Source organism: Mycobacterium sp. 852002-51163_SCH5372311, from assembly GCF_001667115.1.
In the GTDB taxonomy this organism is placed as follows: domain Bacteria; phylum Actinomycetota; class Actinomycetes; order Mycobacteriales; family Mycobacteriaceae; genus Mycobacterium.
The window spans coordinates 1-23554 of record NZ_LZIJ01000085.1 but is presented as its reverse complement, the minus strand read 5'-3'; the positions used below and the strand labels follow the sequence as shown (position 1 = coordinate 23554).

Annotated in this window: 22 protein-coding genes and 1 pseudogene; 16 read left to right on the top strand and 7 right to left on the bottom strand. The window is 67.0% G+C overall.

Going from position 1 to position 23554, the window contains the following annotated elements:
* Window positions 1-269: pseudogene (locus tag A5791_RS11450) on the bottom strand (HNH endonuclease); the annotation flags it as partial.
* Between the two features lie 238 nt (window positions 270-507).
* On the opposite strand from A5791_RS11450, the gene coaD reads away from it, so the two are divergent.
* Together coaD and A5791_RS11440 are read left to right on the top strand one after the other, a co-directional pair.
* The gene (coaD, locus tag A5791_RS11445) at window positions 508-990 is read left to right on the top strand and encodes a pantetheine-phosphate adenylyltransferase (RefSeq protein WP_067235783.1); all 483 of its coding nucleotides are present in this window, start codon (window positions 508-510) and stop codon (window positions 988-990) included.
* Window positions 991-1015: 25 nt separating this feature from the next.
* On the top strand, window positions 1016-1375 hold the full coding sequence (locus A5791_RS11440) for a nuclear transport factor 2 family protein (RefSeq protein WP_197504663.1): 360 nt from the start codon (window positions 1016-1018) through the stop codon (window positions 1373-1375).
* Window positions 1376-1399: 24 nt separating this feature from the next.
* Here A5791_RS11440 and A5791_RS11435 read toward each other — a convergent pair whose 3' ends face one another.
* Together A5791_RS11435 and A5791_RS11430 are read right to left on the bottom strand one after the other, a co-directional pair.
* Window positions 1400-2188, bottom strand: a complete 789-nt coding sequence (locus A5791_RS11435) for a hypothetical protein (protein WP_067235774.1) — start codon at window positions 2186-2188, stop codon at window positions 1400-1402.
* The gene (locus A5791_RS11430; RefSeq protein ID WP_067235770.1) at window positions 2185-2607 is read right to left on the bottom strand and encodes a hypothetical protein; all 423 of its coding nucleotides are present in this window, start codon (window positions 2605-2607) and stop codon (window positions 2185-2187) included. Before A5791_RS11430 ends, A5791_RS11435 begins: the two co-directional genes overlap by 4 nt.
* A 73-nt stretch (window positions 2608-2680) precedes the next feature.
* Between A5791_RS11430 and A5791_RS11425 the strand changes: the two genes are divergently transcribed.
* From A5791_RS11425 to A5791_RS11415, 3 genes are read left to right on the top strand one after another with little or no spacing between them, the layout of a single operon-like run.
* Window positions 2681-3226, top strand: a complete 546-nt coding sequence (locus A5791_RS11425; protein ID WP_067235767.1) for a hypothetical protein — start codon at window positions 2681-2683, stop codon at window positions 3224-3226.
* A 34-nt stretch (window positions 3227-3260) separates the two neighbouring features.
* Window positions 3261-3554, top strand: coding sequence for a PE family protein (locus A5791_RS11420; protein ID WP_067235764.1), 294 nt, complete (start codon window positions 3261-3263; stop codon window positions 3552-3554).
* 34 nt (window positions 3555-3588) lie between these two features.
* Entirely contained in the window at window positions 3589-5286 is a 1698-nt protein-coding gene (locus A5791_RS11415; RefSeq protein ID WP_067235800.1) for a PPE family protein, read from the top strand.
* A 26-nt stretch (window positions 5287-5312) separates the two neighbouring features.
* On the opposite strand, the gene A5791_RS11410 is transcribed toward A5791_RS11415, so the two are convergent.
* On the bottom strand, window positions 5313-6494 hold the full coding sequence (locus tag A5791_RS11410; RefSeq protein WP_082966869.1) for a permease: 1182 nt from the start codon (window positions 6492-6494) through the stop codon (window positions 5313-5315).
* Between the two features lie 245 nt (window positions 6495-6739).
* Between A5791_RS11410 and sepIVA the strand changes: the two genes are divergently transcribed.
* Genes sepIVA through mutM form a run of 4 tightly spaced genes read left to right on the top strand, consistent with a single transcriptional unit; the run spans window position 6740 to window position 9763 of the window.
* Window positions 6740-7477, top strand: coding sequence for a cell division protein SepIVA (gene sepIVA, locus A5791_RS11405; RefSeq protein ID WP_067235793.1), 738 nt, complete (start codon window positions 6740-6742; stop codon window positions 7475-7477).
* 51 nt (window positions 7478-7528) lie between these two features.
* Window positions 7529-8119: a DUF177 domain-containing protein gene (locus A5791_RS11400; RefSeq protein ID WP_082966868.1), complete on the top strand. Its 591-nt coding sequence runs from the start codon at window positions 7529-7531 to the stop codon at window positions 8117-8119.
* Window positions 8116-8841, top strand: coding sequence for a ribonuclease III (rnc, locus tag A5791_RS11395; protein ID WP_067235758.1), 726 nt, complete (start codon window positions 8116-8118; stop codon window positions 8839-8841). The genes A5791_RS11400 and rnc overlap by 4 nt, the downstream gene beginning before the upstream one ends.
* Before the next feature lie 55 nt (window positions 8842-8896).
* Window positions 8897-9763 carry a DNA-formamidopyrimidine glycosylase gene (gene mutM / locus A5791_RS11390; RefSeq protein WP_067235756.1) on the top strand — a complete coding sequence of 289 codons (867 nt, stop codon included), beginning with the start codon at window positions 8897-8899 and terminating at the stop codon, window positions 9761-9763.
* Window positions 9764-9769: 6 nt separating this feature from the next.
* On the opposite strand, the gene A5791_RS11385 is transcribed toward mutM, so the two are convergent.
* Window positions 9770-10555 (bottom strand): PIG-L deacetylase family protein, encoded by a 786-nt coding sequence (locus tag A5791_RS11385; protein ID WP_067235753.1) that lies wholly within the window; start codon window positions 10553-10555, stop codon window positions 9770-9772.
* Window positions 10556-10672: 117 nt separating this feature from the next.
* On the opposite strand from A5791_RS11385, the gene A5791_RS11380 reads away from it, so the two are divergent.
* From A5791_RS11380 to A5791_RS11350, 7 genes are all read left to right on the top strand, one after another.
* On the top strand, window positions 10673-11095 hold the full coding sequence (locus A5791_RS11380) for an OsmC family protein (protein ID WP_067235749.1): 423 nt from the start codon (window positions 10673-10675) through the stop codon (window positions 11093-11095).
* The gene (locus A5791_RS11375) at window positions 11073-11363 is read left to right on the top strand and encodes an acylphosphatase (protein ID WP_067235746.1); all 291 of its coding nucleotides are present in this window, start codon (window positions 11073-11075) and stop codon (window positions 11361-11363) included. The genes A5791_RS11380 and A5791_RS11375 overlap by 23 nt, the downstream gene beginning before the upstream one ends.
* An 11-nt stretch (window positions 11364-11374) precedes the next feature.
* Window positions 11375-14974: a chromosome segregation protein SMC gene (gene smc / locus A5791_RS11370; protein ID WP_067235743.1), complete on the top strand. Its 3600-nt coding sequence runs from the start codon at window positions 11375-11377 to the stop codon at window positions 14972-14974.
* A 228-nt stretch (window positions 14975-15202) separates the two neighbouring features.
* Window positions 15203-16519 (top strand): signal recognition particle-docking protein FtsY, encoded by a 1317-nt coding sequence (gene ftsY / locus A5791_RS11365; protein ID WP_067235739.1) that lies wholly within the window; start codon window positions 15203-15205, stop codon window positions 16517-16519.
* A gap of 155 nt (window positions 16520-16674) precedes the next feature.
* Entirely contained in the window at window positions 16675-18105 is a 1431-nt protein-coding gene (locus A5791_RS11360) for an ammonium transporter (protein WP_067235735.1), read from the top strand.
* Complete coding sequence (gene glnB, locus A5791_RS11355) at window positions 18105-18443, top strand: nitrogen regulatory protein P-II (protein ID WP_003878721.1); 339 nt, start codon at window positions 18105-18107, stop codon at window positions 18441-18443. The genes A5791_RS11360 and glnB overlap by 1 nt, the downstream gene beginning before the upstream one ends.
* A 25-nt stretch (window positions 18444-18468) precedes the next feature.
* Window positions 18469-20883: a [protein-PII] uridylyltransferase gene (locus tag A5791_RS11350; RefSeq protein WP_369828053.1), complete on the top strand. Its 2415-nt coding sequence runs from the start codon at window positions 18469-18471 to the stop codon at window positions 20881-20883.
* Between the two features lie 3 nt (window positions 20884-20886).
* On the opposite strand, the gene A5791_RS11345 is transcribed toward A5791_RS11350, so the two are convergent.
* Both A5791_RS11345 and A5791_RS11340 read right to left on the bottom strand, forming a co-directional pair.
* Entirely contained in the window at window positions 20887-22599 is a 1713-nt protein-coding gene (locus A5791_RS11345) for a DEAD/DEAH box helicase (RefSeq protein WP_067235790.1), read from the bottom strand.
* A 106-nt stretch (window positions 22600-22705) separates the two neighbouring features.
* Entirely contained in the window at window positions 22706-23488 is a 783-nt protein-coding gene (locus A5791_RS11340) for an alpha/beta hydrolase (RefSeq protein WP_067235786.1), read from the bottom strand.
* Between the last annotated feature and the right edge of the window lie 66 nt (window positions 23489-23554).

The window sequence follows — 23554 nt, the reverse complement described above, 5'->3', positions numbered from 1 at the left end:
CGGGCTTCGGTGGGGCTGATGCGCAGCCAGTCGGCGATCACCTGATGCGGCGGGCCGCCCAGTGCGGCGGGATCTTCGCGGGCCAGCCCGGCGATGACGTCGTGGCTGAACGCGATCTGGGCGCGCCGGGCGGTCTCGAGTTGTTCGAGCACATGCAACCTCACCGGGGGCGCCAGGTGATCGAGGTTCAGCTCGCGCATCCCGGCCAGCGCCGTAGTAAATGCGTCGAGCTTGGCGGTTACCTCCGCCGGCACCTCAATCGAAAACATGTTCGAATCCTATGGCGAGCCGGTGACATCAAACCACCGCGAAAACCACCGTTGTGGATAAACGCCCAACTGTGGACAAAACCGCAACCACTGAAGCCAAGTGACACAACCGAATTCAGACGTCCCACGGGACCGCCACGCGGCCTGACCTGGCCGCAGTCGCTCGCTCGATACTCGTCGCGACACCCGCTTGCAGCTGGCCGAACGGAGGCAAGGCAGGCGTGTAGCGTCATCGACCATGAGCGGCGCGGTATGTCCAGGGTCATTCGACCCAGTGACGTTGGGCCACATCGACGTCTTTGAACGTGCCTGCACACAGTTCGACGAGGTGGTGGTGGCGATCCTCGTCAACCCCGCCAAAAAAGGCATGTTCGATCTCGATGAGCGGATCGCGATGATCGAGGAGTCCACCACGCATCTGCCTAACTTGCGGGTGGAGGCCGGACAAGGTCTGGTGGTGGACTTCGTCAGATCCCGTGGGATGGCCGCAATCGTCAAGGGCCTGCGCACCGGCACCGACTTCGAATACGAGTTGCAGATGGCTCAGATGAACAAACACGTCGCCGGCGTCGACACGTTTTTCGTCGCGACCGCACCGCGGTACTCGTTCGTGTCGTCCTCGCTCGCCAAAGAGGTTGCGACACTTGGCGGTGATGTGTCGGAGCTGCTGCCTGAACCGGTGAACCGCCGACTTCGCGAGAAGCTCACCCATGGCCGGTAATCCTCAAGGCGTCGTCGACAGCTTCATGCGGGCGATTGTCGAGGAAAGGTTCGACGACGGCCGCATGCTGCTGCACGACGACTTCATCGTCTACGAAGCGGGCGGCCTCCCGTATAGCGGCGAATATCACGGCCCAGACGGCTTTTTCGAGCTTTTTGCGAAGATGAACGAAGCCATGGAGCTTGCACCGGGGGAAACGGTTCAATATTTTTTGACTGGTGACGCCGTTGCCATCCGCGGAAGGTTGAAATTCACCGCGCGGGCCTCCGGCGAGAGCGTTGAGATGAGTTTGGTCGAAATCTACACGGTCCGAGACGGATTGATCGCTCAGCTCGACGTGTACTACAAGGATCCATCGGCGGTTGCGGCGCTGCTTCGGGTGTAGTAGGCCGGACAGCGATAGGCAGGGTCAATACTGTTTTACGACGGAACGCGGTGCGGTTCGCCACCTGAAGCGGCCGTTTGCCTGCGGCCGGGGCGGTTCGAGAAGCAGTACGGCGCGGCCGTCGAGCAGCACGGGGCGTACCCAGTCACCCAGTTCGATGAGTTCATCCGGCCCGGGCCGGCGATGCATGGTGTCACGCGCGACGTCGATGGGGGTACGCGCACAAACCGCCTCAATGGTGGCTTGATTCGGCAGATCTTCGAGGCCGGGCAGCGTGATGAAAAGTCCGTCGTTGCCGGATAGATGCAGGCCCACCGCCGCCAGCGCGCCGAGCACCCCGTCCTGGGTGCCGCCGTGCCCGGACAAATGCACACCCACCGCGGCGGCTAGTTCCCGGGCTTGCTTGGGACACAACACTTCACGCTTTGCCCGGCGACCGAAATCCACCAGAAGTGACGCGGTCTCGGTCAGGTCGCCGGGCAGGGCCACGGCAAGCCCGGGATCGGCATCAGGGGGGCATACCCGTTCCAAAAACTGTCCGGCGATTTCGATGATCCTGGTGCGCACCGCATGCGGTTTGCCGTTCGCGCTTCGCCAGGCCAGGCACGCACTGGAATTGTGTGAGGTGTAAGGGATTCGGTCGTCGACAAAGAGCTGGTGCCGAGTTGCGCCCGCCGGGGCGCCAAGGCCCGCCGCCACCAGCTCGCGAAGCAATGCCCTTGCGCGACGGCCGGTTCCGGGGGTGTACAGGTTGTCGGTGTCGTCGATGCCGATCAGCACGTCAACCCCGGCCAGGGCGCCTGTGCCGGTCATGGATTGACCACCAGTGCTGTGACATCGCGGACCCATCGGTCACGAGTGAGTTTCGCGCCGGTGAGCTTGAGGGTATGGCGTTTGGTGATGTTCAGGATCACCGGATCGCTGAGTTCGGCGCCGCCTAGCGTCTGAGCCGGGTCTCGGCCCTCCACCCGCACGCTGACGACGCCCGTGATACCGGCGAGGTCCAAAATCGAACGCACGGTGGGTCCCCTCTGGGAGTGCGCGCCGTGCGACTGCGGCGTTGCGATCTCGATCTGCGGAAGACGTTGCAATTGCGACACGCTGTAGCGGTTAAGGACTCGGCCGTGCTCTTGCACGATCAGACGGCCATCGGCATCGGACCCGCTGCAGGCAGCCATCCCGAGAATCAGCGCTGCCGCAACTGCTAGAAACGGGCGGTCTCTGGAGCGCATGTAAGGAGTTTAGGCGCTCATATTTCCGCAATCTCGGTTGTGCCCCGCTGCTGTTCCGTCCTATCGTTTTCGAGTGACCGTCGTGCAGCAGCCTGCCCGTGGCCTGTTGCTGTTTCGGGAGCTGGCGCTGCCAGCGCTGGCGGTCGCCCTGATCGCCATCTACTCCGATATCCGAATACCGTTGGGGCTGCCCGGGCACCGCGGTCTGGTCTGGTTGACCTTGCTGGTGATGGTTGCGCTTGCGACACCAAGGCGCGAAACGGTGGTCGCGGTCGGAGCGGTCGCTACGTTGGCGACATTCGCCGCTCAGACCCCGGCCGGTCCCTGGGCCAGTGGACGGTATGTGGCCGCCGCTGTCCTGCTGTATGCGGTAGCCGCGGTGCCGGTGGTGCCTCGTCGGCGATGGTTGCTCGCCGTTGCCGCCGCGCCGATTCACCTTGTCGCGCTCGGCGGCTCGATCGCGGCTCTGATAACTCACGGTCAGTTGTTGGCGTTCGCATCGGCCGGGATGACAGAGCGGGTGGTGTTTCATCTCGCTTTCGGGTTGACAGCCGGAATGCTCGGTTTGGCTTTGGCGTCGGGCCTGGATCGCTTGTCGCGGACCAGCCCGGTCGCGTGAGTGCCGATGGAACCAGAGGAAGGGAGTAGCCGTCATGGTGCTGCGAGTTGTTCCTGAAGGCCTGGCCGCGATCAGTGCCACGGTCGAATCGATCACGGCTCAGTTGGCTGCCGCACATGCGGCCGCCGCTCCGGTGGTCTCGGTGGTAGTGCCGCCCGCGGCGGATCCGGTCTCGTTGGAAGCCGCGGCCGTGTTCAGCGCCCGGGGCGCCCAGCATGCGGGAGCGGCAGCGAAAGGTGTTGAGGTACTGGGACGCGCAGGCTTGGGCGTAAGCGTGGCCGGCGTGAGCTACGCCGTCGGTGACGCGGCAGCAGCCTCGACATATTGATTGGGGGCGGCTGACGGTGACGGCGCCGGTGTGGATGGCCTTTCCGCCCGAGGTGCACTCAGCATTGCTGAGCAGCGGTCCGGGGCCAGGCCCGTTGCTTGCGGCGGCAGGCACCTGGACGGCATTGAGCACCCAATACGAGGCGGCGGCAACGGAGTTGTCGGCGGTCCTGGCCGGATCAACCCTGGTTTGGGACGGCCCGACCGCCGCACAGTACGTGGCCGCACACATGCCGTATTTGGCTTGGCTTGGGTTGGCCAGCACCCTCAGCGCCGAGGCCGCTACCCAGCATGAGGTCGTGGCCGCCGCATATACGGCCGCACTGGCTGCAATGCCGACACTGCCGGAGCTGGCCGCCAACCATGCCGTCCACGCGGTTCTCGTGGCCACCAATTTCTTTGGTATCAACACGATTCCGATCGCGGTCAACGAGGCTGACTACGCCCGCATGTGGACTCAGGCCGCCACCACCATGAGTACCTATCAAGTCACGACCATGGCAGCCCAGAACACCCAAGGGGCCGGAGCGGGCGCCGGAACTGGCGCCGGAGCGGGCAGTGGGGCGGGCGCCGGAGCGGGAGCGGGCACTGGCGCCGGAGCGGGCACAGGCGCAGGCGCGGGTTCCGGTGCGGGCGCCGGGACGGGCACTGGCGCCGGCACCGGAACGGGAGCCGGGACTGGCACTGGCGGTGGCACGGGCGCCGGCAGCGGCGCAGGTGGCGGTGGCGGCACCGGCTCGTTTCAGCTGCCCACGCCGGATGAGATTTGGCAAATGCTCTTCGGGCCCGACGGAGAGCAAATCCCCGGCCAGGGCCAGCCAAACTGGAGCCCTTCGCAGTATTTGCAGAACCTGCCCAATTTCTTCCAAGGGAATGCGCAGGCTCTGACGTGGTTGCAACAAAATCTGCAGGGTTTGCTGAACCCGTCCACGGCACCGGCGCTCGTTGAGTATTTCATCGCCTGGCAAACATTCCGGTTGGTCAACTGGACGTTGCGGACTCTGCGGTTTCTCATCCAGGAGCTGCCACTGCTCATCAGCGTCGGGATCAGCATGGCCATCACGAACCTGGGCAGTGTCGCCCCTCTGGCGGCCCTGGCCGGACTGGCCGGGATGGCTCAGCCGGTGAATGTCCCCGCGTCCCCCGCGCCGGACTCGCAACCCGCGGCAGTCGGTGTCCAACCCCCCGTGGTGCCGGTTTCCACCGCGATGACGCCGATGACCCCGTCGAGTCCCATGGCGCCCAGCCCATCGGTCGCGTCGCCTGCCGCGGCGCCGGCCTCTGTCGCCACGCCGCCGTCGGCGCCGCCCCCACCACCGACACCGGTGACGGGTGCGGAGGGTTTCGGTTACATGGTGGGCAGCATTGGCGCCCGCCTGGAATCGACGCTCGAAACCCGGTCCAAAACCAAAGAGCCGGCCGCCGAATCCGCCGCTGCGGCAGCGGCCGTCCCGGCGCGCGAGCGGGATCAGGTGCGCTCGCGGCGACACCAGCGGTCGGTCATCGACCGTGCCTACCGCTACGAATACCTGGACGCGGAGGGCGATTCAGCCGCGTCGCTGACATCGTCGGTGGCATCGGAATCCGGCGTCGGACCGCAAGGATTCGCTGGAACGGCGCCGAAGACCGGTGGCCAGGCAGCTGGGTTGATCACGCTGGCCGACGACGATTTCGGGAACGGGCCCGTTATGCCAATGCTGCCGGAGACTTGGGGCGACGAATCCGGGCGTTAAACACTTGTGGTGCAAGTGGTTTCACCTCAGCGACCGTCGGCGCCGTGATCGTGCCGGCCGGCCTCGGGTGAGCCGCCCATCATGCGCAGCATCGGGATTCCGCCCGAGGTGGCGAACCGGACGACCAGCAGCACCGCCACGACTAGGAACGCGATGTTGAGCCAGGTGGTGTAGTTCCAGGAAATGCCTCCGGTCATGACGGTCGCCTGGCGTTGACTCGGGATGAGATGTGCTGTGCCAAAAAGAATTTCGACGAGATAGCCGGCGGCGACCATCGCGACATAGAAGGTGCCGAGCAGTACCAGCATCATCCTGGTCCCGTAGTACTTGCGATAGATATTCAGGATCGGCAGGATCAGCAGGTCGGCAAAGATGAACGCGATGACGCCGCCGAAACTGATGCCCCCGTTCCACAGCACCGCGGCAAGCGGCACGTTGCCGATCGAGCAGACGAACGACACGATCGCTACCACGGGCCCCACGATCGGCCCCCACACCGCCGACCAGCCGGGGTGATTCGTCAAAAAGAAGCTCTGCCAAGCCGTTTCGGGAACCCACGCCGCGATGGCCCCGGCGATAACCAATCCCAGAACCAGGTCACGCAGGATCGCCAGCCATTCCATCACGAACACGTGCGAGACCGAGGTCAGGCCCTGCGGTGAAAACAGGCGCTGCCGAAATGATCCTTCGCCTTGAATAGACATGTCCATGGCGGCGTGGCCTTCCATCGAACCGGCGATTCCCCGGTCGGCCTGCTCACGGGCGGCGTCGATGAGCCGGGCGCGTACGAACAGTCGGAACAACAGCGCCAACACCACGATCATCACTGGGCCCGCGACGAACTCTGCCGCGGTGAATTGCCAGCCCATGAGCAGGGCCATGATGATGCCCAACTCGATCACCAGATTGGTCGATCCGATCTCGAACGCCATGGCGGCGGTGAAGTTCGCGCCCTTGCGGAACAGTGATCGGGCCAATGCGACGGCGGCGTACGAGCATGACGACGACGCCGCTCCCAGGCCGGCGGCGACCGCCAACGTGCGCGCCCGATCGTCGCCCATCAAGCTCACGATCGTCGAACGGCGCACCACCGCTTGCACCACCGCCGACAACGCGAAGCCCAAGATCAGGGCCCAGAGGATTTCCCAGGTCATCGAGCCGGCCAGCGCCAATGCGTGGCCGACGGCCCTGACGACTCGGTCTGTCACTCTGTGCTCCGCGCTGGACCCACGATTCGGACGCTATACCCGTGGCCGTCTCGCATCGATGGCTGCGACGGCACAGCTGGACTGGTCGGGGATAACCTGTAGCAATGCCGCATGGGTGACAATCCTCCGCAAATACGAAGGAATACGAAAAGGCCGACACACCGGCCTCGCCACCGCAGTCACAAAGGTAACACCAGGCACACTGGTAACAACCGGGATTTGCAAGATGCCAGGAGGGTATGGCCGTGTACCGAGTCTTTGAAGCGCTTGACGAGTTGGGCGCCATTGTGGAAGAAGCACGTGGCGTGCCAATGACGGCAGGCTGCGTGGTGCCTCGCGGCGATGTCCTCGAGCTGATCGACGACATCAAGGACGCGATTCCCGCCGAGCTCGACGACGCTCAGGACGTGCTCGACGCCCGCGATTCGATGCTGCACGACGCCAAGACGCACGCCGACTCCATGGTGGCCACGGCGACCACCGAGTCGGAGTCGATGGTCAACCATGCGCGCGCGGAGGCGGACCGCATCCTCGCCGACGCGAAATCGCAGGCGGACCGGATGGTCGCGGAGGCACGGCAGCACAGCGAGCGGATGGTCGGTGAGGCCCGTGAAGAGGCGGTTCGCCTGGCGGCTGCGGCCAAACGCGACTACGAAGCCAGCGTCAGCCGAGCCAAAGCCGAGGCCGACCGGCTGATCGAGAACGGCAACATCTCCTACGAGAAGGCCGTGCAGGAGGGCATCAAGGAGCAGCAGCGGCTGGTGTCGCAGAACAGCGTCGTGGAGGCGGCCAACGCCGAGGCCACCCGCCTCATCGACACGGCGCACGCCGAGGCCGACAGGCTGCGTGGTGAATGCGACGTCTACGTCGACAACAAGCTCGCCGAGTTCGAGGAGTTCCTCAACGGGACGATCCGTTCAGTCAGCCGCGGCCGTCACCAACTCCGCACCGCCGCCGGCACCCACGACTACGCGACGCGGTAACCGCGTTACAAGGCACTAGCGCTGGAGGGTGAGCGCCGTAGGATTTCTGCTATGGCGCGCCAGCACAGCACCGCAGCTCACAGGCACCCGACATCGCCGATGGTGGTCGATATCGCGCGCCTGGGCCGTCGCCCGGGAGCGATGTTCACCGTGCGTGACACGTTGCCCAGCCCCGCGCGTATCGGGGTGGAGCTGATTGCGATCGAGCGAGGCGCCCCGCTGGAGCTGGATCTGCGAGTCGAGTCGGTGTCCGAGGGCGTGCTGGTGACGGGGACGATGACCGCGCCGACAGTCGGTGAATGCGCTCGTTGCCTGACCGCTGTCGAAGGCCATGTGCAGGTCAGCCTGACCGAACTTTTCGCGTACCCGGCCAGTGCTACCGAGGCGACCACCGAGGAAGGCGAGGTCGGCCGCGTCGTTGACGACACCGTGGACCTGGAGCAGCCCATCATCGACGCCGTGGGGCTGGAACTGCCGTTCTCGCCGGTCTGCCGGCCGGACTGCCCCGGATTGTGCCCCGAATGCGGGGTTGCGCTGGCCGCCGAGCCTGGTCACCAACATGACCGCATCGACCCTCGGTGGGCCAAGTTGGCCGGAATGCGTGGCTCGGACGGGCCGGAGACCGGGCAGGGTGAGCGGTGACGCCGTCACGGCAAGTCCTGCTCGACGCCCTCGGGGTCGAACTGCCTGACGAGCTGCTCTCGCTGGCTCTGACTCACCGAAGCTATGCCTACGAGCACGGCGGACTGCCGACCAACGAGCGCCTGGAGTTCCTCGGCGATGCCGTCCTGGGCCTGACCATCACCGACGAGCTGTTTCACCGTCACCCCGACCGTTCCGAGGGGGACCTGGCCAAACTGCGGGCGAGCGTGGTCAATACTCACGCGCTGGCGGACGTCGCACGACGCCTTGCCGACGGCGGGCTCGGCGTGCACATGTTGTTGGGGCGGGGCGAGGCGAACACCGGTGGGGCCGACAAGTCAAGCATCCTGGCCGACGGGATGGAATCGCTGCTGGGTGCGATCTACCTGCAGCACGGCATCGAGGTGGCTCGGGAGGTGATTTTGCGGCTGTTCGGATCGCTGCTGGACGCTGCACCCACGCTGGGCGCCGGCCTGGACTGGAAGACCAGCTTGCAGGAGCTGACCGCGGCCCGCGGCTTGGGCGCGCCGTCCTATGTGGTGACCTCCACCGGCCCCGACCACGACAAAGAATTCACTGCGGTGGTCGTCGTGATGGAAACCGAATACGGCTCGGGCGTGGGTCGCTCCAAGAAGGAAGCCGAGCAAAAAGCGGCGTCGGCAGCCTGGAACGCGCTGGATGCGCTGGACATGCGTGACCCCGCCGGAAAATCTTCCGTCTGAGCCGATGGTGATGACCCGTCGCGCGCGGCTGCGCCGCGCTTGCGATCATCACTAGATGCCCGAACTGCCTGAAGTCGAGGTGGTGCGGCGCGGATTGCACACCCATGTGCTGGGCAAGACCATCACGGCCGTCCGAGTGCACCACCCCCGGGCGGTACGCCGACACGAAGCCGGTCCCGCGGACCTGACGGCCAGGTTGCTCGGGGCACGGATAGCGGGAACCGGTCGGCGCGGCAAGTACCTGTGGCTGCTGCTGGACACCGCAGACGGTGCTGAGCCGGATACCGCTTTGGTGGTTCACCTAGGCATGAGCGGGCAGATGCTACTGGGGACCGTCCCGCGCGCCGATCACGTCCGGATCTCGGCCCTGCTCGACGACGGGACGGTGCTGAGTTTCGCCGACCAGCGGACGTTCGGCGGCTGGATGCTCGCCGACCTGGTGACCGTTGATGGCAGCGTGGTGCCCACACCCGTCGCCCACCTCGCGCGCGATCCGCTCGACCCGCGGTTCGATCCCGACGCGGTGGTAAAAGTGTTGCGCCGCAAGCATTCCGAGCTCAAGCGTCAACTTCTCGATCAGACCGTCGTCTCCGGGATCGGCAACATCTACGCCGACGAGGCGCTGTGGCGGGCCAAGGTGCACGGCACGCGGGTGGCCGCCAAGCTGACCCGCCGGCAATTGTCCACAGTGCTCGATGCCGCCGCCGATGTGATGCGCGAGGCGTTGGCGAAGGGCGGGACGTCGTTCGATTCGCTCTATGTCAACGTCAACGGGGAGTCGGGTTACTTCGACCGATCGCTGGATGCCTATGGCCGCGAAGGGAAAAGCTGCCGGCGATGCGGCGCAGTGATGCGCCGGGAGAAGTTCATGAACCGGTCGTCGTTCTACTGCCCGAAATGCCAGCCGAGGCCCCGCGGCTAAGTCCAATCAATCGAAGATGTTGCGGCGCACAGTAACCGGCGACTTGTGTGCGAAGGCTGGATCGACGAACCATTCGCGGGAAAACAGCAGGCCGAACACTTGTGGTGGCAGGCGGAGCAGGAGGCCGAACATGCGCACGGCCAGTCCTGTGCTGCCGATCTGAGAGCGGTGGGCCGCCAACGCGTCTCGCTTCTGCCGCGCAAAGCGGAAGATGTTGATCCGATGCGTGATGGTCCTTCGGGGAGCGTATGCGGTACGAGCGATGTTCACTTCGTAGGGTGCCGGCAGCCGCAGCAGGCGAGCCAGATGCGCCGTCCACAAAAGCAATTCACGCGGCATGGTCGCCTCCAGCACTCGCGGGGTGGCTGCGAGTTGGGCGGCGCGCTTGCCGACATGGTGCACCTGCACATGGTCGCGGTGGCCGTATCCGCCGTTGGGCTGATAGCTGAGCAGCAGGTCCGCGTCTTCGTCGCGAAGTATCGTCGCGAGCCGCTGCGCCGCCTCGTCGACATCCGCTCTACCGAATCGGACCCGTCCGGGTGGATCTGGATAGAACTGTGGGCCGTAGCCGCTGTCGGCGTAGCCGAGGCATTCGACTCGTTGCGCTCCCAGGATGGTTGCGCTGAACCGCAATTCGGCCAGGCGGTCACTGTCGTCCTCGTTATGCACGCATCCGTCGGTCGCCGTGACGATGACGACCCGATGCCCGGCCGCTGCCGTTTGCGCGAGCGTTCCACCGGTGAGGACAACCTCGTCGTCCGGATGAGCGTGAAATGCGACGACGGTGGCCATGCAAGGCAGTATGCCTGCCCGACGCGCGCGCCGAAATTGACGTTAGCGCGGAGTTCTCTCGGGCTTTTGCGCGCTGCTGTCGATCTCGGCGCAAGACCACCCGGTAGAAAAGAAGCTATGACGCAACTGTGGGTCGAGCGCACCGGAACGCGCCGGTATACCGGGCATAGTTCGAGAGGCGCGCAGGTACTCGTCGGCTCGGAGGATGTCGACGGCGTCTTCACCCCGGGTGAGCTGCTCAAGATCGCGCTCGCCGCATGCAGCGGCATGGCGAGCGACCAGCCGCTGGCCCATCGCCTCGGCGAGGATTACCGAGCGGTGGTGCGCGTCTCCGGCGCGGCCGACCGTGACCAGGAGCGTTATCCGCTGCTGCAGGAGACCCTGGAAGTGGACCTGTCGGGACTGTCCGCCGACGACAGACAGCGGCTGTTGGTAGTCGTGAATCGTGCGGTCGACGCGGTCTGCACGGTGGGGCGCACGCTCAAATCCGGCACCACCGTCACCTTTGAGGTTGCTGATGCCGGACGCTTCGAATTCTGAGATCCGGCTCACCGCCTGGGTGCACGGCTGGGTTCAGGGCGTGGGCTTCCGCTGGTGGACCCGGTGCCGGGCGTTGGCGCTTGGCCTCACCGGTTATGCCGCGAACCAGGAGGACGGCCGGGTGCTGGTGATCGCCCAGGGTCCGCGCGAGGCCTGCGAGAAATTGCTGCAGCTGCTGCAGGGCGGCACCACACCCGGACAAGTCGACAAGGTTGTCGCCGACTGGTCGCAGCCACGGGAACGGTTCGACGGCTTCGTCGAGCGGTAATCTGGCCCCTCGTGTACCTCAAGAGTCTGACGCTGAAGGGCTTCAAGTCCTTCGCCTCGCCGACGACTCTGCGTTTCGAGCCCGGTATCACCGCCGTCGTCGGCCCTAACGGCTCCGGCAAATCCAACGTGGTCGACGCCCTGGCCTGGGTGATGGGGGAGCAGGGAGCAAAGACGCTGCGCGGCGGGAAGATGGAAGACGTCATCTTCGCCGGCACCTCGTCGCGCGCCCCGCTGGGCCGCGCCGAAGTCACCGTCACCATCGACAACACCGACAACGCGCTGCCGATCGACTACTCCGAGGTGTCGATCACCCGCAGGATGTTCCGCGACGGCGCCAGCGAATACGAAATCAACGGCAGCAGTTGCCGTTTGATGGATGTCCAGGAATTGCTCAGCGACTCCGGCATCGGGCGCGAGATGCATGTCATCGTCGGGCAGGGCAAGCTCGACGAAATCCTGCAGTCGCGGCCCGAGGACCGCCGGGCGTTCATCGAAGAGGCCGCTGGAGTGCTCAAGCACCGCAAGCGCAAGGAAAAGGCGCTGCGCAAACTCGACGCGATGTCGGCCAATCTGGCCCGGCTCACCGACCTGACAACCGAGCTGCGGCGCCAGCTCAAACCGCTCGGGCGTCAAGCCGAAATGGCACAGCGGGCCGCAAGAATCCAGGCCGACCTGCGGGATGCCCGGCTGCGGCTGGCCGCCGACGACATGGTCAGCCGGCAGGCGGAGCGAGACGCGATCTTCGAGGCCGAGGAAGCGATGCGGCGCGAACACGACGAGGTGGCCGCGCGGCTGGCGGTGGCCTCTGCGGAACTGGCCGCCCACGAAGAAGCGGCGGTGTCGCTTTCGCAGCGGGCCGACTCGGTCCAACACACCTGGTTCGGGCTCTCGGCCCTGGCCGAACGGGTCGGCGCCACAGTGCGCATCGCGACCGAGCGTGCCCAGCATCTGGACGTCGAGCCGGTGACCAGCAGCGACACCGATCCTGACGCGCTGGAGGCCGAGGCTCAGCAGGTGGAGATCGCCGAGCAGCAACTGCTGGCGGAACTGGCCGCGGCACGCGACCGGCTGGATGCCGCGCGGGCGGAATTGGCCGACCGCGAGGCCCGCGCCGCCGAGGCGGACCGGGCGCACTTGGCGGCGGTGCGGGCCGAGGCGGACCGGCGGGAGGGTCTGGCGCGGCTGGCCGGCCAAGCCGAGACCATGCGCGCACGCGTCGAATCGATCGACGACAGCGTCGCGCAGTTGTCCGAGCGCATCGAGGATGCCGCCGCCCGAGCCCAGCAGACCCGAGCGGATTTCGAAACCGTACAGGGCAAGGTCGGTGAACTCGATCAGGGCGAGGCCGGCCTCGACGAGCACCACGAGCGGACCGTGGCCGCGCTGCGGCTGGCCGACGAACGCGTCGTCGAACTACAGGCCGCCGAGCGGACCGCCGAACGCGAAGTGGCGTCGCTGCGAGCCCGCATCGATGCGCTGTCGGTTGGACTCGAACGCAAGGACGGCGCGGCGTGGCTCACCGAGAACCACAGCGGCGCAGGGCTTCTCGGGCCGATCGCCAAGCTGGTGAAAGTGCGCGCAGGATATGAGGCGGCGCTCGCCGCGGTGCTCGGATCGGCAGCTGACGCGCTGGCCGCGGACAGCCTGGGCGCCGCTCGTGGCGCGGTTGCCGCGCTCAAGCAAGCCGACGCGGGCCGCGCGGCGCTGGTGCTGGGCGACTGGCCGGCCCCCGAGCAGCGGCCGGTCGCCGAGCTACCCGGCGGGGCGCTGTGGGCGCTGGACCTGATCGAGGCACCCCAGCGGCTGCGCGGCGCGATGGTCGCCATGCTGTCCGGAGTCGCGGTGGTCGCCGACCTGGGCGTGGCGCTGGATCTGGTGGCAGTCCGGCCGCAGCTACGTGCCGTCACCGTCGACGGCGACCTGGTGGGCGCCGGCTGGGTTAGCGGTGGTTCGGACCGCAAGCTGTCCACGCTGGAGGTGACCTCGGAGATTGACAAGGCCGGCAGCGAGCTCGCCGCTGCCGAGGCTCAGGTGGCGCAACTGAGCGCGGCCTTGTCCGGCGCGCTGGCCGAGCAGGCGGCCCGGCAGAACTCGGCCGAGCAGGCGTTGGCCGCGCTCAACGAATCCGACACCACCATCTCGGCGATGTACGAGCAGCTCGGCCGGCTCGGCCAGGACGCGCGCGCGGCCGACGAGGAGTGCAGCCGGTTGCTGCGGCAGCGCGAGGAATTGGAAGCCGCCCGCGCCGCGACCCTGCAGGAGGTCGTCGAACTCGAGACCCGGCTGCGCAACGCCGAAGCGACCCAGCAGGTGCATGACGTCGAGCCGGCCGACCGGCAGGAGATCGCCGCTGCCGCCGAAGCCGCCCGCGGCGCCGAAGTCGAAGCCCGGCTGGCGGTGCGAACGGCCGAGGAGAGAGCCAATGCGCTACGCGGACGCGCGGATTCGCTGCGCCGGGCGGCCGCCGCCGAACGCGAGGCGCGGGTGCGCGCCCAGCAGGCCCACGCGGCACGGCTGCATGCGGCCGCCGTGGCCGCGGCGGTTTCCGACGCCGGCCGGCTGCTGGCAGCGCGCCTGAACCGGGTGGTCGAGGCGGCGTCGCGGATGCGCGACACATTGGCCGCCGAACGGCGGCAGCGGTCCGAGGCGCTGGTGGCGGTCCGCGGCGAGGTGAACGCCCTGACCGCCCGGGTGGCCACGCTGACCGATTCACTGCATCGCGACGAGGTGGCCAACGCGCAGGCAGCCCTGCGAATCGAGCAGCTCGAGCAAATGGTGCTCGAGCAGTTCGGCATGGCGCCGGACGACCTGGTTGCCGAGTACGGCCCACACGTCGCACTGCCACCGACCGAACTCGAGATGGCCGAATTCGAGCAGGCCCGCGAGCGCGGCGAGCAGGTGGTCGCACCGGCTCCTATGCCATTCGACCGGCCCAGCCAGGAGCGGCGGGCCAAACGCGCCGAGCGTGAGCTGGCGGAGCTGGGCAGGGTGAACCCGTTGGCCCTGGAGGAGTTTGCCGCCCTGGAGGAGCGCTACAACTTCCTGTCCACCCAGCTCGAGGACGTCAAGGCCGCCCGCAAAGATCTGCTCGACGTGGTCGCCGACGTGGATGCGCGCATCCTGCAGGTGTTCAGCGACGCGTTTACCGACGTGGAGCGTGAATTCCGGGGCGTGTTCGCGTCGTTGTTCCCAGGCGGCGAAGGCCGGCTGCGGCTGACCGACCCGGACGATATGCTCGCCACCGGCATCGAGGTGGAGGCGCGTCCGCCCGGCAAGAAGATCACCCGGCTGTCTTTGCTGTCCGGCGGCGAGAAGGCGCTGACCGCAGTGGCGATGCTGGTAGCCATCTTCCGGGCCCGGCCGTCGCCGTTCTACATCATGGACGAGGTCGAGGCCGCCCTGGACGACATGAACCTGCGCCGCTTGCTGGGCCTGTTCGAGCAGCTGCGGGCCCATTCGCAGCTGATCATCATCACGCACCAGAAACCCACGATGGAAGTAGCTGACGCGCTGTACGGCGTGACCATGCAGGGCGACGGCATCACCGCGGTGATCTCGCAGCGAATGCGTGGCCAGGAGGTCGACCAGCTGGCCTCAACTTCTGTGTAGGGCTCGTGCGGCCGGCGTCGAGCGTGTACCGGCGGCATCGACTGTGAACGTAGGGCTTTTAGTGTGAACGGACGGCTTTGCGGGTGAAGACAGGGTGGGGTTCGGGCCGATTCCTCCGCCCACTATTCACACCGAACGCCCACGATTCGCACTGAACGCCCACGATTCACACTGAACCCCGCAACCCCACGACCGCCGGAGTGACCCACGGCTGGAAGGATCGTCAGCGTGTCGGAAGGTCTGTGGATCGCCATTGCGGTCGTCGCCGCCCTGGTCATCATTGCCGCGCTGGTCCTGGGACTGGTGCTCTACCGACGGCGGCGGATCAGCCTATCGGCGCGGCCGGAGACCGAGGCGATCGACCGTTCGGGCGGCTACAAGGCGTCGTCGGGCATCACGTTCAGCCAGACGGCCACACCTGTCGAGGACCGGATCGACACCAGCGGCCTGCCCGCGGTCGGCGACGACGCGACCATTCCCCGCGACGCGCCCAAGCGCACGATCTCCGAGGTCCTGCTTCCCGAGTTCGAGCCGGAAGCCGAGACGCCGGCCCCACCGCAAGCCGAGGCCCCCGAGGCCACCGAGCAGCCCCAGGCACCCGAAGCGCCCGAAATCGAGGCGATCGCGCCGCCCGAAGGGCGATTGGAACGCCTGCGCGGACGCCTGGCCAAATCGCAGAACGCCCTCGGCCGCAGCGTGCTGGGCCTGATCGGCGGTGGGGATCTCGACGAGGAATCCTGGCAGGACGTCGAGGACACGCTGCTGGTAGCCGACCTGGGCCCGGTGGTCACCGAATCGGTGGTATCGCAGCTGCGCAGCCGGCTGGCCAGCAGCAGCGTGCGTACCGAAGCCGACGCCCGTGCCGTGCTGCGCGACGTGCTCATCAACGAGCTGCAACCTGATATGGATCGCTCGATTCGGGCGCTGCCACACGCTGACCATCCGTCGGTGCTGCTCATCGTCGGGGTGAACGGCACCGGCAAAACCACGACGGTCGGCAAGCTGGCACGGGTGCTGGTGGCCGACGGCCGCCGCGTCGTGCTGGGCGCCGCCGACACCTTCCGGGCCGCAGCGGCCGATCAGCTGCAAACCTGGGCCGTCCGGGTGGGCGCCGAGGTGGTGCGGGGCGCCGAGGGGGCCGATCCGGCGTCGGTGGCGTTCGACGCCGTCGACAAGGGCATCGCGGCCGGCGCTGACGTCGTGGTCATCGACACCGCCGGGCGATTGCACACCAAGGTGGGGCTGATGGACGAACTCGGGAAGGTCAAGCGCATAGTGAGCCGCCGCGCATCTGTTGATGAAGTGCTGTTGGTGCTCGACGCCACCATCGGCCAGAACGGGCTGGCGCAGGCGCGGGTGTTCGCCGAGGTCGTCGACATCACCGGCGCTGTGCTGACCAAGCTGGACGGAACGGCCAAGGGCGGCATCGTTTTCCGCGTGCAGCAAGAGCTCGGCGTGCCGGTGAAGCTGGTCGGACTCGGCGAAGGGCCGGACGATCTGGCGCCCTTCGAGCCCGCCGCCTTCGTAGACGCGCTGCTGGGCTGATTAAGGGCGCCTGAGCGCGACGTTAATACCGCCGAAACATGGTGGCTGTATTGCCGAAACAACCATTGCGCAAGGTTCTGGATCAGGTCGTCAGGCACGTGTCTGACGGCTGTTTCGGGGCCGACCGGAGGTGATTGCGAGTGACATACCCGTTGATGGGCCAGCCCAACGCAGGCGATACCGCCTGGATGTTGGCGAGTTCAGCGCTGGTGCTGTTGATGACGCCAGGTCTGGCGTTCTTCTACGGCGGCATGGTGCGCGCAAGGAGCGTGCTCAACATGATCATGATGAGCATCAGCTCGATGGGCGTGGTGACCGTCCTGTGGGTGCTCTACGGCTACTCGATGGCATTCGGCAACGACAAGGCCAACCTGGCCGGCGACCCGCTGCAATTCTTCGGCCTGAAGCACCTCATCGGCGGCAATGCCGTCCCCGCGGATCCGACCGCGTCGCCGCCCACTTCTGCGACCGACATCGCGCTGGTGGGCACCCCGCCGGACGCGCTGCCCGCCACTGTGTTCGTGGCGTTCCAGCTGATGTTCGCGATTATCACCGTCGCGCTGATCTCCGGCGCGGTGGCCGACCGGCTGAAGTTCAGCGCCTGGCTGGTGTTCTCCGGGCTGTGGGCGACGCTGGTCTATTTCCCGATTGCGCACTGGGTCTTCGCGGCCGACAAATATTCGGCCGAGCATGGTGGCTGGATCAACAACAAGCTGCACGCCATCGACTTCGCCGGTGGAACGGCGGTGCATATCAACGCCGGTGTGGCCGGGCTGATGCTCGCGCTCGTGCTGGGCAAGCGCAAAGGCTGGCCCACGACGCTGTTCCGCCCGCACAACCTGCCGTTCGTGATGCTGGGTGCCGGATTGCTGTGGTTCGGCTGGTACGGCTTCAACGCCGGGTCGGCCCTGACCTCCAACGGCGCCGCCGGCTCGACGTTCATGGCCACCACCATCGCGACGGCCACGGCGATGCTGGGCTGGCTGCTCACCGAGCGCATCCGCGACGGCAAGGCCACGACCCTGGGCGCGGCGTCGGGCATCGTCGCCGGACTGGTGGCCATCACGCCGTCGTGTTCGTCGGTCAACGTGCTGGGCGCCCTGGCGATCGGCCTGGTGGCCGGGGTGCTGTGCGCGCTGGCGGTCGGGCTGAAGTTCCGGTTCGGGTTCGACGACTCGCTCGACGTGGTCGGTGTGCACCTGGTCGGCGGCTTGGCGGGCACGCTGATGGTGGGCCTGGTTGCGGCTCCGGAGAGCACGGCCATCAACGGCATAGCCGGGGTGTCCAAGGGGTTGTTCTACGGCGGCGGCTGGTCACAGCTGGAACGACAGGCCATCGGCGCATTCAGCGTTCTGATCTACTCTGGCGTGGTAACACTTATCCTGGCGTTGATCCTCAAATACACCATGGGGTTGCGTCTGGATGCCGAACAGGAGGCCACTGGCATCGACGAGTCGGAGCACGCTGAGTCGGCCTACGACTTCGCCGTCACCAGCGGTTCGGTTCTTCCTCCCCGGACCAGCGTGCTGGACACCCGTAACGGCCTGCAGGAGCGAGTGGACGACAGAGTGGAGGCAGAGCGCTAATGAAGCTGATCACTGCGATCGTGAAGCCGTTCACGCTTGATGACGTCAAGACCAGCCTCGAAGATGCGGGCGTCTTGGGGATGACGGTCAGCGAAATCCAGGGCTACGGCCGGCAGAAGGGCCACACGGAGGTCTACCGGGGCGCGGAATACTCGGTGGATTTCGTCCCAAAGGTTCGCATCGAAGTCGTCGTCGACGACTCGATCGTCGACAAGGTGGTGGACAGCATCGTCCGGGCGGCGCGAACCGGCAAGATCGGTGACGGCAAAGTGTGGGTGAGCCCGGTCGAGACGATTGTGCGGGTACGCACTGGCGAACGCGGAACCGACGCCCTCTGACGGTGGACCGCGCCGGAGCATCTCGATCGGAGGCCCGGAAATTGTAAGTGCTTGCGCAGCAAGTGATTTGGCTGCCGCACGACGCAAGCTGCTGTCACACGAACACCGCGAACTTGATTCGGCCGGGCTGCGCCAAGCGTTGCTGGACCTGCACGAGTCCTGGCTGGGGGCCAAGTCGGCCGAGATCGGGATCACCGACACCAGCGGCTTCGCGCTCGTCGGCATCGGCGGCCTGGGCCGCCGCGAGCTGTTGCCGTACTCGGACCTGGACCTGATGCTGGTGCACGACGGCAAGGCCGCCGAGGTGCTGGGCGAGGTCGCCGACAAGCTGTGGTATCCGCTGTGGGACGCCAACATTCGGCTCGACCACAGCGTACGGACCGTCAGTGAGGCCCTGAGTACCGCCAATTCCGACATGACCGCCGCCCTGGGCATGCTGGATGCGCGCCACATCGCCGGCGACGAGCAGTTGTCGGCCGACGTGATCGCCGGTGTGCGGCGGCAGTGGCGCAGCGGAATCCGCACCCGGATGGACGAACTCGTCGAAATGACGCAGGCTCGCTGGCGTCGCTGTTTCCGGATCGCACACCGCGCCGAGCCGGACCTGAAGTTGGGTCACGGCGGCCTCCGCGACGCCCAGTTGCTCGACGCGCTGGCGGTGGCTCAGCTGGTCGACCGCCATCGCGTGCACAACCCCGACTCAGCGGCCGGCTCGCTGGACGATGCTTACCGGACACTGCTCGACGTGCGTACCGAGCTGCATCGGGTGTCCGGCCGCGGGGGCGACATCCTGCTGGCCCAATTCGGCGACGAGATCAGCGCGGCGCTGCACATCGGTGACAGGTTCGACCTTTCCCGCATGCTGTCCCACGCCGCCCGCACCATCAGTTACGAGGCCGAAACCGGGCTGCGGACCGCCGCCAACGCGTTGCCGCGGCGCGGCGTGTCGGCCCTGATGCGGCGCCCGAAACGGCGACCGCTGGCCGAGGGTGTCGTCGAATACGCCGGGGAAGTCGTGCTGGCCCGTGACGCCAAACCGGAAAGCGACCCCGGTCTGGTACTGCGGGTGGCCGCTGCGTCCGCGTCGACCGGTTTGCCCATCGCCGCAGCCACACTCACTCACCTCGCCAACAGCGCTGCCCGCTTGGAGGCGCCCTGGCCGCGCCAGGTGCTGGACGACTTTCTCGTCGTCCTCGGCGCCGGGCCGACCGTCGTCGGGACGATCGAAGCGCTCGACCGCACCGGGCTCTGGGGCCAGCTGCTGCCGGAATGGGACGCGATCCGCGACCTTCCGCCGCGCGACATCGCCCACAAGTGGACGGTGGACCGTCATCTGGTCGAGACCGCCGTGCAGGCGGCCCCGCTGGCCACCCGGGTGGGGCGGCCGGATCTGCTGGCGCTGGGCGCGCTGCTACACGACATCGGCAAGGGCCGCAGCGCCGATCACAGCGTGCTGGGGTCGGACCTGGCGGTCCAGATCGGTCAGCGGCTGGGGATGTCGCCCCCAGACGTCGAGATGCTTTCGAAGCTGGTCCGCTATCACCTGCTGCTGCCGGTGGTGGCCACCCGAAGCGACCTGAACGATCCCCAAACCATCGAGTACGTATCGCAGGCTATTGGCGGCGACCCGCTGTTGCTCGAGGTGTTACACGCGATGACGGAGGCGGACTCGAAGGCCACCGGCCCCGGGGTGTGGAGCGACTGGAAGGCGTCGCTGGTCGAGAACCTGGTCCGCCGCTGCCAGCTGGTTATGGCGGGCGAGACCTTGCCGCAGGCCGAACCGACTGCGCCGCATTATCTTTCACTTGCCGTCCACCATGGCGTACACGTGGAGATCAAGCCGGGCGACAGCGAGCGGATGTATCAGGCGGTGATGGTGGCCCCGGACCAGCGGGGGTTGGTGTCCAAAGCCGCCGCAGTGCTGGCGCTGAATTCTCTGGGCGTGCATTCGGCCTCGGTGAACGTCGTTGAAGGCGTTGCGATCACCGAGTTCGTCGTGTCGCCGCACTTCGGTGCGCCGGCCGCAGCCGACCTGCTGCGTCAGCAGTTCGTCGGTGCCCTTGGCGGCGACATCGACGTCTTGGGCATGCTGGAGAAGCGTGACGAAGAGTCAGCCGCCGGGTCCAGCCGGGCCGGGGAAGTGCAGGCGGGAGTGCCTGTGACGCGGCTGACGGCCCCGCCGCGCATCCTCTGGTTCGACACCGCGACGCCCGGGCAGCCGATAGTCGAAGTCCGCGCCACCGACCGGCCGGGTTTGCTCGCGTCGCTGACGCGGGCGCTGGAGCGGGCGGGAGCCGACATCGTCTGGGCGAAGGTCAACACCTTCGGCTCGACGGCGGCCGACGTGTTCTGCGTGGTGTTGCCCGAGGAGCCCGTCGCTGACGTGCAAACCATGGTCAACGAACACCTGCTCGCCGCGCTGGATGCGGTAGCGGGCTGACCGTCACGACCGCTCCGAATTGAGTTGCCGCACAGCGTCGATACGGGCTTTGAGCTGTTCGCTGGTGGCTGCGGCGATCGGCGGCCCGCCGCAGCGGCGACGCAATTCGCTGTGAATCCAGCCGTGCGGTTTGCCGGTGCGGTGATGTGCGATCGACACCAGCGCGTTGAGTTCGCGGCGCAGCTCGCGCAGCTGACCGTGCGTCGTCAGCGCCGCCGGTGAGCCTGCCTGATGCTCGAGCCGGGTCCGCTTCTGCAGCTGCTCGTCCTGGCGCCGGTGCAGCAGGGCGCGCATCTGCTCGGCGTCGAGCAGTCCCGGGATGCCCAGATAGTCTGCTTCCTCGTCGCTTCCGGCCGGGGTGGCGGTGCCGAACGAGGATCCGTCGAAGATGACCTGATCCAGTTCGGCGTCGGCTCCCAACGCGGTGAAGCTGTGCTGAGTGTCGTCCTTCTCGGTGTGGGTGCGCGTGGCCGGATCATCGAGCAGGGGATCGCCGGATTCGCGGTGCGGTTCGCCGAGCACGTGGTCGCGTTGAGCCTCCAGCTCGCTGGCCAGCTGCAGCAGGCTGGGCACCGACGGCACGAAGATGCTCGCGGTTTCCCCGGGCCGGCGCGACCGGACGAACCGCCCGATGGCCTGCGCGAAGAACAGCGGCGTCGACGCGCTGGTGGCATAGATACCGACCGACAGCCGTGGCACGTCGACTCCTTCGGAGACCATCCGCACCGCGACCAGCCAGCGGCTCGTGCTGTCCGCGAATTGGCTGATGCGCGAAGACGATCCGGGGTCGTCGGACAACACCACCGTCGGCTCTTCTGCGGTGAGCTTCGCCAGCAGACGAGCGTAGGCGCGAGCGGCGGTCCGGTCGGAGGCGATGATCATGGCACCGGCGTCGGGAACATGCGCACGCAGTTGGCTCAGCCGTTGATCGGCGGCTGCGATCACCGCCGGCATCCATTCGCCGGCCGGGTCCAGTGCGGTGCGCCACGCTCGTGCGGTCTGCTCGGCGGACAAGGGTTCGCCCAGTCGGGCGGTGTGCTCCTCGCCCGCGCTGTCGCGCCAGCGTGCCTGGCCCGAGTACGCAAGGAACACCACTGGCCGCACCACGCCGTCGGCCAGCGCTTCGGCGTAGCCGTAGCTGTGGTCGGCCTGCGAGCGCAGCACGCCGTCGGGGCCCGGCTCGTACCGCACGAACGGTATTGGGCTGTCGTCGCTGCGAAAGGGCGTGCCAGTCAGGGCAAGTCGGCGGGCGGCGTCGCTGAAGGCTTCGCGGATGGCATCGCCCCAGGTCTTGGCGTCGCCGCCGTGGTGGATCTCGTCGAAGACGACCAGGGTCTTGCGCTGCTCGGTTCGCACCCGGTGCAGCGTGGGATGCGACGCGACCTGGGCGTAGGTGACCAGCACGCCGTGATACTCCGGCGAGTGCCGGGCGTCGGAGTTGGAGAATCTGGGGTTAAGCGCCAGACCGTGCCGCCAAGCGGCTTGTGCCCATTGAACTTTGAGGTGCTCGGTGGGCACGACGACGGTGATCTGCTCGGCCGCGCGATGTCTGAGCAGCTCGGCGGCCACCCGCAGCGCGAACGTCGTCTTGCCGGAGCCCGGCGTGGCCACGGCCAGGAAATCGCGCGGCTGGGCAGTCAGGTATTTGACCAGCGCGCGACGCTGCCAGCCGCGCAACGTCTCGGGTTCGGGATCCGTGTGGCTGACAGCTTGCAGCGACAACAAATCCCCCCGTAGTTGCTTTTCCGGCGCGACCAGCCCGCTTCGGCTGCGGCTGTGAAATGTAGCACGGCAACGCTTTTCGGCGCAGCAGCGAGGCGAGTCAGCTCGTCAGCGCGCGTGTCTGTAGCCAGCTGTGGATGCGTCCGGCGACGTCGGCCCAGCCCGGTTCGAGCATCATGTTGTGCCCCATGTCGAAGAATTCCGGCTCGGTCCGGTAGGCGCGTGCGGTGGCGCGTACGGCCCCGACGCTGACGAAGCCGTCGTGCATGGCGCCCAGGACCAGGATCGGAGTCGTCACCCGCTCGGTCCTGACTCGGCGGAACATCGGATCCCTCATCGCCGCGCGGATGCTCTCGCCCCCGGTGCGATTCCAGCAGGATTCGACGATGGTCTCGGGCGTGTCGGCGCAGAAGAGATAATCGCGGGCGCGGGCCGGGGTGTTGAGGAATTTGACCAACGTGGGATCCCTGAATGACTGGACGGAAAGCCACGGGCGACGGCGCCAGACGCGCAGGGCGGCACCGAGCACGCCTCTTGGCGGCAGGGAACCCACCAGCACCGCGGCCGGGGCGGCCCGGTCTTCCAGGTAGCGCTGGATGACGTACCCGCCCAGGGAATGACCGATCAGCACAGGCTCGCCGAGCTCGTCGGCAGCGGCGCGTACGTCGTCGAGGTAGTCGGCGATGGAAACCGACTGCAACGGCTTCGCTGTGGGGCTGGTGCCGTGTCCGCGCAGGCTCAGCGCGACGGCGCGGTAGCCCTCGGCTGCGAAGTAGTCCAGAAAGTTCTCCCAGCACCATGCGCCGTGCCAACCGCCGTGCACGAACAGCAGCGGAACGGGATGTACGTCGGTGCATGACCCTTTGTCGATCACTTCGAGCACGTGGTTGCTCCCTTTGCTTCGCCGCTTCGCAGAAATATAGCCACCGGGAAGACGTCGGATGCTCGG